12 protein-coding genes and 1 tRNA gene are annotated in these 12,569 nt (G+C 54.5%); 8 read left to right on the top strand and 5 right to left on the bottom strand.

Going from position 1 to position 12,569, the window contains the following annotated elements:
• The first annotated feature begins 49 nt into the window (after positions 1 to 49).
• Entirely contained in the window at positions 50 to 1,630 is a 1,581-nt protein-coding gene (purH, locus tag CPH17_RS02370) for a bifunctional phosphoribosylaminoimidazolecarboxamide formyltransferase/IMP cyclohydrolase (RefSeq protein ID WP_074396500.1), read from the top strand.
• Positions 1,631 to 1,715: 85 nt separating this feature from the next.
• On the opposite strand, the gene CPH17_RS02365 is transcribed toward purH, so the two are convergent.
• From CPH17_RS02365 to CPH17_RS02350, 4 genes are all read right to left on the bottom strand, one after another.
• Positions 1,716 to 3,173 (bottom strand): NAD-dependent succinate-semialdehyde dehydrogenase, encoded by a 1,458-nt coding sequence (locus CPH17_RS02365; protein WP_074396501.1) that lies wholly within the window; start codon positions 3,171 to 3,173, stop codon positions 1,716 to 1,718.
• 108 nt (positions 3,174 to 3,281) lie between these two features.
• Positions 3,282 to 3,833, bottom strand: coding sequence for a GTP cyclohydrolase I FolE (folE, locus tag CPH17_RS02360; protein ID WP_074396502.1), 552 nt, complete (start codon positions 3,831 to 3,833; stop codon positions 3,282 to 3,284).
• 211 nt (positions 3,834 to 4,044) lie between these two features.
• The gene (locus CPH17_RS02355) at positions 4,045 to 5,019 is read right to left on the bottom strand and encodes a serine/threonine protein kinase (RefSeq protein ID WP_096298168.1); all 975 of its coding nucleotides are present in this window, start codon (positions 5,017 to 5,019) and stop codon (positions 4,045 to 4,047) included.
• Positions 5,020 to 5,075: 56 nt separating this feature from the next.
• A complete protein-coding gene (locus CPH17_RS02350; RefSeq protein WP_172898685.1) occupies positions 5,076 to 5,783 on the bottom strand; it encodes a ComF family protein in 708 nt (235 codons plus the stop codon).
• Between the two features lie 76 nt (positions 5,784 to 5,859).
• On the opposite strand from CPH17_RS02350, the gene CPH17_RS02345 reads away from it, so the two are divergent.
• Positions 5,860 to 5,944: transfer RNA gene (locus CPH17_RS02345), tRNA-Leu, on the top strand.
• 241 nt (positions 5,945 to 6,185) lie between these two features.
• The gene (locus CPH17_RS02340; RefSeq protein ID WP_096298166.1) at positions 6,186 to 6,818 is read left to right on the top strand and encodes a hypothetical protein; all 633 of its coding nucleotides are present in this window, start codon (positions 6,186 to 6,188) and stop codon (positions 6,816 to 6,818) included.
• Positions 6,819 to 6,872: 54 nt separating this feature from the next.
• Here the strand turns inward: CPH17_RS02340 and CPH17_RS02335 are convergent, their stop codons facing one another.
• Positions 6,873 to 7,634, bottom strand: a complete 762-nt coding sequence (locus tag CPH17_RS02335) for an SDR family oxidoreductase (RefSeq protein WP_074396506.1) — start codon at positions 7,632 to 7,634, stop codon at positions 6,873 to 6,875.
• A 116-nt stretch (positions 7,635 to 7,750) separates the two neighbouring features.
• Between CPH17_RS02335 and CPH17_RS02330 the strand changes: the two genes are divergently transcribed.
• The 5 genes from CPH17_RS02330 to CPH17_RS02310 all read left to right on the top strand — a co-directional run bounded on the left by CPH17_RS02330 (position 7,751) and on the right by CPH17_RS02310 (position 12,518).
• A complete protein-coding gene (locus tag CPH17_RS02330; protein WP_096298164.1) occupies positions 7,751 to 8,743 on the top strand; it encodes an IS30 family transposase in 993 nt (330 codons plus the stop codon).
• 173 nt (positions 8,744 to 8,916) lie between these two features.
• Positions 8,917 to 9,423, top strand: coding sequence for an FxsA family protein (locus tag CPH17_RS02325; protein ID WP_074396507.1), 507 nt, complete (start codon positions 8,917 to 8,919; stop codon positions 9,421 to 9,423).
• Positions 9,424 to 9,658: 235 nt separating this feature from the next.
• The gene (locus CPH17_RS02320) at positions 9,659 to 9,952 is read left to right on the top strand and encodes a co-chaperone GroES (RefSeq protein ID WP_027335617.1); all 294 of its coding nucleotides are present in this window, start codon (positions 9,659 to 9,661) and stop codon (positions 9,950 to 9,952) included.
• Positions 9,953 to 10,013: 61 nt separating this feature from the next.
• Complete coding sequence (gene groL, locus CPH17_RS02315; RefSeq protein ID WP_074396508.1) at positions 10,014 to 11,657, top strand: chaperonin GroEL; 1,644 nt, start codon at positions 10,014 to 10,016, stop codon at positions 11,655 to 11,657.
• 126 nt (positions 11,658 to 11,783) lie between these two features.
• Positions 11,784 to 12,518: an RNA methyltransferase gene (locus CPH17_RS02310; RefSeq protein WP_074396509.1), complete on the top strand. Its 735-nt coding sequence runs from the start codon at positions 11,784 to 11,786 to the stop codon at positions 12,516 to 12,518.
• Positions 12,519 to 12,569 lie beyond the last annotated feature (51 nt).

The following is a 12,569-nucleotide window of genomic DNA, read 5'->3' as shown; positions in this document are numbered from 1 at the left end:
CCGGGGCGTTATTGTTTATTCACTTTTTACTCTGCACACGAGCACCCTCATGGCTGATAGCACTGCGACCCCCGTCCGCCGCGCCCTTCTGAGCGTTTCTGATAAAACCGGTATCGTCGAGTTCGCTCGCGGCTTATCCGAGCATGGCGTGGAATTGCTCTCCACGGGCGGCACTTTCCGCTTGCTACAGGAGCACCACATTGCGGTGAAAGAAGTCAGCGAGCACACCGGCTTCCCTGAAATTATGGATGGCCGCGTAAAAACACTGCACCCTAAAATTCATGGCGGCATACTGGCTCGTCGCGGGCAAGATGACGAGGTCATGGCAGCCAACGATATCACGCCGATAGATATGGTCGTGGTGAATCTCTACCCCTTTGCCGCCACGGTCGCCAACCCCGACTGTACGCAGCAAGAAGCCATTGAGAATATCGACATTGGCGGTCCGACCATGGTCCGCGCCTGCGCCAAGAATCATGCCTACACCACTATTGTCGTCAATGCCGACGACTACGCCCGGGTGCTGGGTGAACTGGCGGCTCTTGATAGTTGCGTCAGCGAGGCCACACGCTTCGATCTTGCGGTGAAAGCCTTTGAACACACCGCTGGCTACGACGCGGCTATTGCCAATTACCTGGGACGCCAAGTGGAAAAGGCAGACGCCGACTTCCCGCGCACGTTCAACTTGCAACTGCATAAAAAGCAGGCCATGCGCTACGGTGAAAACCCCCACCAGCAGGCAGCTTTTTACGTAGAAGAAGATACCCATGAACCCAGTGTGGCAACGGCGAAAATGCTGCAGGGCAAACCGCTGTCGTATAACAATGTAGCCGATACCGATGCTGCCTTTGAGTGTGTCAAGGCTTTTGAAGACACCGCCTGCGTTATCGTCAAACACGCCAATCCCTGCGGCGTCGCCATCGGCGCCACGGCCTTGGAAGCCTACGACAAAGCTTTCGCTACCGATCCCACCAGTGCGTTTGGCGGCATTATCGCCTTCAACGTAGCACTCGATGCCGTCACCGCGCAGGCGATTATTGATCGACAATTCGTCGAAGTGATTATCGCCCCAGGCGTCAGCGATGATGCCGCTGCTATTGTGGCAGCCAAACAAAATGTACGCCTGCTGGACGTAAGCGCACACTGGCCCGGGGAAGCCAAGCCGGCATTTGACTTCAAACGCGTCAACGGTGGGCTGCTGGTACAACAACGCGACCACGGCATGGTAACGCGTGAGGCACTAACAGTGGTTAGCGATCGTGCGCCCTCAGAACAAGAACTGCGCGATCTATCGTTTGCTTGGCGGGTGGCCAAATTCGTCAAATCCAATGCCATTGTCTACGCCAACAATGGTCAAACGATAGGCGTCGGCGCAGGTCAAATGAGCCGCGTCTATTCCGCTAAAATCGCCGGCATCAAAGCCGCCGATGAAGGACTCTCTGTGCCAGGCTCGGTGATGGCATCGGATGCCTTCTTCCCCTTCCGTGATGGTATCGATGCCGCCGCCGCCGCAGGCATTACCGCTGTCATTCAACCGGGCGGCTCAATGCGCGATCAGGAAGTGATTGATGCAGCCAATGAGGCGGGCATTGCCATGGTGTTTACCGGCATGCGCCACTTCCGCCACTAACCCTTACCGCCACGCCCCTCATCAAAAAGCCCTCATCGTCGATGAGGGCTTTTGTGATACCTTCAGAACACGTCAAGAACGTGGCTCAACCAAGATCAATACATAGATACTTGGTTTCCAGATATTCTTCTAAGCCCTGATGGCCTCCCTCACGCCCCAAGCCAGAGGCTTTAACGCCGCCGAAAGGCGCCGCCGCGTTGGAAATCAGCCCGGTATTAATGCCGACCATGCCATATTCAAGCGCCTCGGCAACTCGCCACACCCGACCCAGATCACGCGAGTAAAAGTACGACGCCAACCCATACGGGGTGTCGTTAGCCATCTCAATGGCAGTTTCTTCATCGTCGAAGGGGAATACCGCTGCCAAGGGACCGAAGGTTTCTTCGTGGGCGACTTTCATTTCATGAGTAGCAAAGCTAATCAGCGTAGGGGTAAAGAAATTACCGCCCAGGGGGTGCGGGTACCCGCCCAATAACAGCTCGGCACCATGGTCCACAGCGTCTTGAACGTGTTCACTGACCTTATTGACCGCGTCCTGGTCAATCAACGGTCCGATATTGATATTGTCTTGCGTTCCATCACCCACATTTAGCTCGCTGTTCATTGCCACAGCCAGTTTTTCGCAAAACGCATTGATAACGCTCGACTGGACCAAGAAGCGATTGGTACACACGCACGTTTGCCCCGCGTTACGAAACTTAGCGGCCATGGCCCCGTCTACCGCAGCATCCAGGTCGGCATCCTCAAAGACGATAAAGGGTGCGTTGCCGCCCAGTTCAAGCGATATTTTTTGCACGTGCTCGGCGGCCTGCGCCATCAGCTTACGGCCTACTTCGGTTGAGCCAGTAAAGGTGATTTTGCGCACTTTGGGTGACTGGGTAAGCGCCTGGGCGATCTCGGCAGCGCTGCCCGGCACAACATTAAAAACGCCGCGAGGAATCCCAGCGCGCTCAGCCAGCATGGCGAGTGCCGTGGCGGAAAACGGCGTTTGGCTAGCGGGCTTAACGACAATCGTGCAACCAGCGGCCAGTGCAGCACCGGCTTTACGGGTGATCATCGCGGCGGGGAAATTCCACGGCGTAATAGCCCCTACCACCCCTACGGGCTGTTTGGTGACCACAATGCGCTGATTGGCATTGGCAGCAGGAATGGTTTCACCGTATGCGCGACGGGCTTCTTCAGCGAACCAGCGCAGGAAGCTTGCTGCGTAGGCGATTTCACCGGCTGCTTCTTTTAACGGTTTGCCCTGCTCATAGGTCATCAGCATGGCAAGGTCTTCCTGGTGCTCGAGCATCAGGTCATGCCATTTGAGCAGTAAATCTGCTCGCTCTTGGGCCGTAAGACCACGCCACGAGGGCAGCGCGGCATCGGCCGCCTCAATGGCACGTTCGGTCTCTGCTTTACCCAGCCTTGGCATATCGCCCACAGGCTTGCCAGTGGCTGGGTTGAGTACGTTGATCTGATCTCCACTGTCGGCCGCTACCCAACTTCCATCAATATAGGCAAATGGACAGTACAGCTGCGTCTCTTTCAGCGCTTCCATGACAGACTCCTGCCCCCGGTAAGGGACTCATCAGCAAATTAACCTCTTCATGCTATGACGAAACAGGGTAATAGACCAACCGTACTGGCCCATCATATAACGTCTGGTTTAGCTGACCAGCGTTAAAAACTCCTGACGCGTCGCTTGATTAGCACGGAAAGCGCCCAACATTACGGAAGATGTCATACTGGAATTTTGTTTCTCCACGCCCCGCATCATCATGCAAAGGTGACGCGCCTCAATAACCACCGCCACGCCTCGCGCTTGAGTAACCTGCTGCACCGCCTCGGCGATTTCGCGGGTCAAATTCTCCTGAATCTGCATACGACGAGCGTACATATCGACGATCCGGGCAAATTTGGAAAGCCCCAGCACATTTCCACTCGGCAAATAAGCAATATGGCATTTACCAATAAACGGGAGCAGGTGATGTTCACACATTGAGTACAGCTCGATATCTTTAACCAGCACCATTTCGTCGGTTTGTGACTCAAATACGGCACCGTTAATAATTTCCTCTAGCGACTGATGATAGCCCGCCGTTAAAAACTGCATCGCTTTCGCTGCGCGCATCGGCGTATCTTTTAGTCCCCCACGCTCGGGATTCTCTCCCAGTGCGCTAATGATATGTCGATAGTGGTGGGCGATATCATCCGTCATGGTAAGCCTCGTCGAAAGGTTTCGAACGCGCTGAGGAAACCCCTGACGCGCCAAATAGAGCTGACTACTGCCCGCTAGATCTACGTAGCATCACGCAGCGCAGACATTAATGTACAATTAATATAATTTATAGAAGTCATGTACAATATTTTAATCGATTGAGATCGAAAAAAACGCATTTTACCGCACCCTACCCCAATATCACCATGCGTTACGCAAACCATCGGGGGGATTTAAGCATCATCAACTGCTGCTCAAGCTGACGAATATGCTGATCCCAGTAGCCTTTATCGGCGACCCAGGGAAACGCCCGTTGAAATGCGGGATCTTCCCAGCGGGACACCAGCCATGCGCTATGCCGAATTAGCCGATAGGCGCGAAGCGGTTCAATCAGTGCAACTTGCTGGTGAGGGAAAGGCCGGCTTTCTTCGTACCCTTCTACAATCTCACTCATCTGGCGTCGCCATTCCTCAGGCTCATTTGCCGACAGCAACATCCAGATATCCTGAATTGCCGGGGCCATTAAGCAATCATCAAAATCGACTAGCGAAAAGTGCTCATCACGCCCCAAAATGTTGCCCAAATGACAATCACCATGACAGCGTATCATCACATCATCCTCCCACTGGTGGGGCGCAAGCGCTTCCAGCATACGGGTGATAACACTTTCATAACCTCGCCGCTGATGACGATCCAAGCGCTGACTATCCAACACCCGCTGCTGGGCGTTTAGCACCCCGTCCACCAATACCAAACGCGGACGGTGGGCAAACGTTGCTTTGCTTGAAACATCGTGCAGTTGGCCCATCAACTCACCCAAAGCAAACAGATGAGCATCATTGTCTAGTTCGGGCGCCTGGCCCGGACAATGGTGAAACAGCGTGAAGCGAAACCCTTCGTAATGGTGCTGACTCCGACCACTGGCATCACGCCAAACAGCAGCTACCGGCACCCCCGCTTGGCTAAGCTCAGAAAGAAAGTCGTGCTCCTCCTGAATAGTCGCGTCTTGCCAGCGCTCTGGACGATAGAACTTGATGATCCACTGCTCCCCTTGGTCATCGCGGAACATCATTACTCGGTTCTCATAGCTGTTTAATGCAAACGGTTCCGACGTTGGCCATATATCCAACGACTCAACCGCCGACATCACAAGGCCGGGAGAGAGTGAGCGAAAAGCATGCGTCATGATGACTCCAGAGACAGTCAAAAAAGAAAATAAAGAAGAGAGCGAGGAGCTAACGATTAATCGAGCACAAGCGGCGTGCGCGCGGCCGCCCAAATATCCACGCGACGAGCACCTGCACGCCGCAATGCCAGTGCTAGCGCATGGGCCGTCGCCCCTGTCGTAACAACATCGTCAACGATTCCAACATAAGCTGGCGGTGGTGAGTTGACCACAAAAGCGCCCGCCAGGTTGGCAAAACGCGCCTGCCGGTTCAAGCGACGTTGCGAAGGCCCTTGTTTGGTTCGCTCGACCTCAAACATTGGCACACCGCTGCGCCGCCCTAATTCAGCGGCAAGCCAGCGCGCCTGGTTAAACCCGCGGTCGCGGGCACGCTCGGGCGTCATGGGTACGGGCAGTATTGCATCAAACGGGGGCGATGGAAGGCTTGCCAGCATCAGCTCACACAGCAACATGCCCGCCCTAGGCTTGGCGTCAAATTTAAAATCGCGCACCAGCGCATTGATGGGAAACTGATAATGCAAAGCCACATGGGCCGCCTCAAATGCAGGACGCTTACTTAGGCAATGGCCGCACCAGGTTTGATGATCCCCGGCTAGCTCGTCACCACAGCGCGGGCAGGCCGGTTGATTCCAGGGCAGCTGTTCATAACAGGCAGAGCACCAGCTTGCGTGCCCCTCAAGCGGTGCCAAACAAAACGCGCAATAGCCGGGTAGCGCGCGCTTCACGATATCACTGCTTCCTGCTATCCAGCGTTTCCACAACATGGGCGCTCCCTCGCAAGCGAATCAAACACTTTATGATTGACTTTATATAAAACGCTGATAGTATACGCCTCGTTCCGCGGATGTGGTGGAATTGGTAGACACGCTAGATTTAGGTTCTAGTGCCGTAAGGCGTGGGAGTTCAAGTCTCCCCATCCGCACCAATTCAGATTTATCGTATACCCCTTCTCCTGCTAATCCCGTATTGCTCCCCCTTGCATGCCTCTGCTATTGCCTAACGTTATTTGATTAATACTGTCTGAGCTAATGCGCGCCCATTATATGCATTTTTTCTTATATTTATAAGGCAAGAGTTATTCTCCCACTGGCATCTTCAGCGTATTGGGCTAGCTTTTCTTCTATCTCTTAAGCACCCAATAATCCAACAGGCTAAGGAATGCTTCCATGGAATGGCTAAACGACAATGCACAGGCAATTTCCGCTATCACAAGCATCCTAACGCTCGGCGTTTGGTTCTTTTACGCGCAGTTGTTATATAACGGCTATGTACGCCAGCGACGGCCTCGCGTGATTATCAACCGGGGCCTCGGCACCGGGCAGAACGCGCTGTGTTTAATCAGCAATATGAGTAGCGAATCCATCTATATCCAGCATGTAGTGGCGATACTCCACACTGAACAACGCAGCTATCAGGTCGACGTTGCCGAGTATCAGGAAGAAAAAGAAGACAAACAGCAAGAAAAGTCCATCAGAAGCCATCAGGGGCCTCTAGCCTCCGGCGATTACCTACATATGCAGCGTTTCGCTGACATCGCCGAGCAGATCCGCGTCACCTGGCAATTGGATAACAACATCTTTGAACAGCCCAATCTGCAGTTAGAACTGCGCGTGATTGCGATCTATGGCTCGGAGGATCGGCCCATCGGGGCTTCACGCACTTTTTATTTGAGGGATCCATCGACCTCCAAGCCCGCATTAATCCCCGTCAGTGTGGATACCAGGCGTCTTAACAGTCGCCTTCAGCGACGTAAAGTGAAGCGTTGGGCGGAAGATATCGACAACCTGGAATCGCGCTAAGCAGCTGCTAAAAAGGCCGCGCTAATACGCCACGGCCAGTGCTGCACCATTCAGTTAGAGTCGTAATCCGCCATCGCACTCGATGATACGCCCCGAGAAGTAATCATTTTCAATCACAAAGGCCACACTCTGGGCAATATTATCCGGCTCACCCAGGCGTTTGAGCGGCACCTTCGACGCAATACGTTCCAGCATATCCGGGCGCATGGAGGCAGTCATTTCGGTATCGATGAAGCCCGGCGCTACCGTTCCCGTTCGAATGCCGTATCGTGCCAGTTCATTCGCCCAGGTGACCGTTAATGCATGCACTCCGGCCTTGGCGGCCGCGTAATTGCTTTGCCCGGGATTCCCCGCTTTAGAGATACTGGAAATATTAACGATCACGCCTTCGTGATGGGCTTCAATCATTTGCGTCGCTGCTTCGCGGCCACACAGAAATACGCCTGTCAGATTAATATCGATGACCCGTTGCCACGCCGCCAGCGACATACGCGTTTCTACCTGGCCCTCTTTGGCTTTCACCATTAAGGCATCGTCGGTAATGCCCGCGTTATTGACACACCCGCTAATCGGACCTTGCCTATCGGCAATCTCGGCAAATGCCTGCGCAACGGACGCCTCATTGGCGACATCGACGATCACCCCCTGCGCATCGATTCCCTGACCGGCAAGCCTGGAGACAGCATCATCCAATGCTTCACCACTAATATCCAGCAATGCCAGCCGTGCCCCTTGCTGCCCTAAACGTAGCGCCACGGCGTAGCCTAAACCTTGCGCGCCCCCGGTTATTGCAATCACCCGACCATCCAGCTTCATTTAACGCTCCTTTCCCTGAATTCATAGAATAACTGCAGCACTTTGGATCATACGGTAGAGGCAGGAGGGCCAGCAGCGGTACCCTCTCCGCCTTACCGACCAAAGTGAAGCAGAGTATGGGATACCGACAACTGACCCAGGCACAACGATATCAAATTTTTGCCCACAGGGATGTAGGGGTGAGCCAACGTCAGATTGCTCAACAGCTTGGCATTCACAGCAGTACCGTGAGCCGTGAGCTGAGACGTAATTCAGGTGCCAAGGGATATGAACCCGCAAAAGCGCAGCGTTACAGCGATCAGAGACGCCGCTCTGCTTGGAAGTGGACAAAGCGACTCCCTAGCCTGATCAATGCCGTAGCTGACAGGCTTAGGGAAGAATGGAGTCCAGAGCAGATTAGCGGTTTTATGGCGCCGTTGACGGGTATAGGGGTGAGTCATCAATGGGTCTATTCGTTGATCTGGGACGATAAGGCCAAGGGTGACGATTTGTGGCGACACCTCCGCCAGCCCAAGCGTCGCAGTAAACATCGTGCCAATGCCAAAAGCGCAGGACTAGGCAAGATTCCTAAGCGTGTGGGGATAGAGCATCGGCCGCCTGCTATCGAAAGACGCCTCACCATCGGTCACTGGGAAGGCGACACGGTGCTTTATGGGCACAAGCAAGCGGGGATAGTGACGTTGGTAGAGCGACGAAGTGGCTACTTGTTGGCGGCACGTCTTCCAAAGGTAACGGCAGAACTAACGCAGAAAGCCATGGTTCGGTTACTTAAGCCTCGTCGGGGCGCGGTGAAGACGATCACGCTAGACAATGGCTCGGAGTTTGCAGACCACGAGACGGTCGCAAAAGCGGTTAGCGCCTCCGTGTATTTCTGTGATCCTTACTGCTCAGGCCAACGTGGGACAAACGAGAACACCAACGGCCTGATCAGGCAGTATTTTCCGAAAGGTACAGACTTCCGGAAGGTGACTAATGTAGAGCTGCGACGCGTTGTTCACAAGCTGAACGATAGACCCAGAAAGCGGCTGGGATACCGAACCCCAGCCCAGGTGTTCTTAGGAGAATATTCAGGAGCGCTAGAAACCGCGGGTGCTGCACTTATTAGTTGAATTCAGGTTCATCAGCCTTTCATTTAATCCACATAACGGCTCAAACTGACACGCAAACTATCCCCCGGCAATCCCCCAAAGGCGCAACTGGGCTTACATACACTATTTAGCACGGCTTGTTTTTCAATCAGACTGTCACCATATTTACTGCGACGCCTATAACGGAGTTTGTTATGCCTATTTTGGTTTTTGTTTCCCTGTTCACGTTGCTTGATTTTGTCATCCTGTTTTCAATTGGCAGCCAAATCGGTTTGTTAACCACCCTGCTACTGGTGATTGGTACGGGGATCGTGGGGCTCCATCTCATTCGTAAGGAAGGCGTGGCGACATTTGCCCGTGCTCGCCAGCGTATGCAGGCAGGCGAAATTCCTTCCAACGAACTGTTTACCGGGGCCGCGCTGATATTTGGCGGCGCTCTGTTAATGGCACCTGGCTTTCTGTCCGATGCCCTCGGTCTTGCGTGCCTGATACCAAACGCGCGCCACCTGCTATTTAAACTGCTCACAGCGCTCGGCCTTAAGGCCACAGTGCAGCGCTCGACGGGGCATCACGAGTCACATACCTATCAAAAAAGCGAGTCTCGCTATCACCAGCACGAGAGCGCATCATCCGCCGGGCAGCCACAAGGCCCGATTGAAGGCGACTTCATTAGTCGAGACGAGCCGAAACATCGCCGATAAGGGCAGAGAGGCTAAAAACAAGCCCTCAAGATTTTTTTATGAGCGCCCCCTTGAAAGGTCATCCGCAGCCCCCATTTTTCAGGCAGCACACAAGTTCGGTAACCGCTTCACTATAAAGTGGTTGCCATTAACAGCGAAGACGTCTTGTCTTCATTTTTCGCGGGCTCTGCCCACGAAAACCATCAACATTAACCGCCCTGATTTGGGCTTTGACGATACTCAGGAGAACGTGAGCATGAATATCCGTCCTTTGCACGATCGCGTCGTCGTCCGTCGCGTGGAAGAAGAGCAGAAAACCGCTGGCGGCATCGTGCTTCCGGGCAATGCGCAGGAAAAGCCTACCCGTGGTGAAGTTCTCGCCGTAGGCAATGGTCGCATTCTAGAAAGCGGTGATGTTCGCCCTCTCGACGTGAAAGTTGGCGACAGTGTGATTTTCAAAGACGGCTTCGGCGTTGAAAAACAGAAAATCGACGGCGAAGAAGTCTTGATCATGAGCGAAGCCGATATTCTGGCAGTTGTCGAAGGCTGATCATCGCCTCGACCGCTTACTTACTTTCCCATTTTTCTGAATTTATTAGGAAGTAACGAACATGGCAGCTAAACAAGTCAAGTTTTCCGATGATGCTCGTAAGCGCATGGCGCGTGGCGTTGACGTTCTCGCCAACGCAGTAAAAGTTACCCTGGGCCCGAAAGGACGCAACGTCGTTCTTGAGAAATCCTTTGGTGCGCCCACCGTCACTAAAGACGGCGTCTCGGTCGCCAAAGAAATCGAACTGAAAGACAAGTTCGAGAACATGGGCGCTCAGATGGTTAAAGAAGTCGCTTCGCAAACGTCTGACGTTGCGGGCGACGGCACCACAACCGCCACAGTTCTGGCCCAGGCCATCATTGCGGAAGGCCTGAAAGGCGTGACCGCCGGCATGAACCCGATGGATCTCAAGCGCGGCATCGACCAAGCCGTCTCGGCAGCCGTCAAAGAAATCCAGGCGATGTCAGTGCCCTGCACCGACACCAAGTCCATTGCCCAAGTCGGTACTATCTCGGCCAATGGCGACAAGCGTATCGGCGAGATCATTGCCGAGGCGATGGAAAAAGTGGGTAAAGAAGGCGTCATCACCGTTGATGAAGGTCGCGGCTTCGAAGACGAGCTGGAAGTCGTCGAAGGCATGCAGTTCGACCGTGGCTACCTGTCGCCCTACTTCGTGACCAACCAGGACACCATGTCCGTTGAACTGGAAGATCCTTACATCCTGCTCGTGGATAAGAAGATCTCCAACATCCGCGAACTGCTACCGGTACTCGAAGCCGTTGCCAAGCAAGGCAAGCCGCTTGCCATCGTTGCCGAAGACATCGAAGGCGAAGCGTTAGCCACGCTGGTCGTTAATAACATGCGCGGCATCGTCAAAGTAGCGGCCACCAAGGCGCCCGGCTTTGGCGATCGTCGCAAGGCTATGCTTCAGGATATCGCGATCCTCACCAACGGCACCGTGATTTCCGAAGAAGTCGGTCTGACCCTTGAGCAGGCGAACCTGGATCATCTGGGTACCGCCAAGCGCATGACGATGACCAAGGAAAACACCACCATCATCGACGGTGCCGGTGTTGAGGCAGACATCGAAGCGCGTGTTAACCAGATTCGCACTCAGATCGAAGATACGTCTTCCGACTACGACAAAGAGAAGCTGCAAGAGCGTGTCGCCAAACTGGCGGGCGGCGTTGCGGTTATCCGTGTCGGTGCGGCCACCGAAGTCGAGATGAAAGAGAAGAAAGCCCGCGTTGAAGACGCGCTGCATTCGACTCGCGCCGCCGTTGAAGAAGGCGTTGTGCCTGGCGGTGGTACCGCACTGGTTCGCGTCATGGCCAAGGTACAGGGCCTGACCGGTGATAACGAAGACCAGAACCACGGCATCAACATGGCGCTCCGCGCCCTGCAGTCGCCGCTGCGTCAAATCGTCAGCAACGCTGGCGAAGAACCGGCCGTCATCATCAACCGCGTGAAAGACGCTGAAGGCAACTTCGGCTACAACGCGCAAACCGGTGAGTTCGGCGACCTGTTTGAAATGGGTGTGCTTGACCCGGCCAAGGTAACGCGTTCCGCGCTGCAGTCTGCGGGCTCTGTTGCTGGTCTGATGATCACCACCGAGTGCATGATCGCCGACGACCCTGAAGAGAAAGAAGCCGCGCCGGACATGGGTGGCATGGGCGGAATGGGTGGTATGGGCGGCATGATGTAATTGCCCCCGAGCCTTATCGCTCTGACGGTTAGCCGTCATCAAGAACCCCGCCCTGTGCGGGGTTCTTGTCGTTAAAGCATGGTAAAATCGTCGTTTTCCATTTGCTATTCAGGCTGTCTTATCACCGTGCTTTCCAACATTCGCATTGTGCTGGTGCAAACCTTTCATCCCGGCAATATTGGCGCTACCGCCCGAGCCATGAAAACCATGGGCTTGACGAACCTGGTGCTGGTCAACCCGCGCCAATTTCCCGACGAGGAAGCCACTCGCCTTGCCGCTGGCGCCACCGACGTACTCGACAGCGCCCGGGTCGTCACTCAGCTCGACGAGGCAGTGAGTGACTGTGTTCAGGTTATCGGGGCCAGCGCAAGGCTGCGCAGCCTGCCCTTGCCACATTTTGAAGAACCCGACGACATGGCCCAGGCGGTGACCCAGAACGCGCAGCATGCGCCGGTAGCACTCGTGTTTGGCCGTGAGCGTTCAGGGTTAACCAACGATGAAATTCGCTGTTGCACGCATCAGGTAAGTATTCCCGCCAATCCAGACTATGGCATTTTGAACCTATCCCAAGCCGTACAGATCCTTGCCTACGAGGTGCATCGCGCGTGGCGTAAGCGCGACGGCAGCGACTATGTCTATCAGCAGCCTGCTGAAAGCACGCCACCTAGCCGCGAGCAATTCATGCACTTTCAAGACCATTTGGGTCGATTGATGCAGCAAAGCGGCTTTATCACCCAGCCCCATGCGCGCACCGAGGAACAGCTGCAAGCGCTGTTTACCCGCGCCCAACCAAGTCGCAAAGAACTGTCCCTGCTGCGGGGCTTGCTAAGCGCCTTTGAGTCCCACCTGCCTGATCGGTAAATCGAATCGAGCAGGCATCGGGCGCCATCATCAGGGCATCAACCTGGCAAT

Origin of the sequence: Halomonas sp. hl-4 (genome assembly GCF_900215475.1) — a bacterium.
In the GTDB taxonomy this organism is placed as follows: domain Bacteria; phylum Pseudomonadota; class Gammaproteobacteria; order Pseudomonadales; family Halomonadaceae; genus Vreelandella.
The sequence above is the reverse complement of the archived record's forward strand: the minus strand, read 5'-3'. Positions and strand labels throughout refer to the sequence as shown.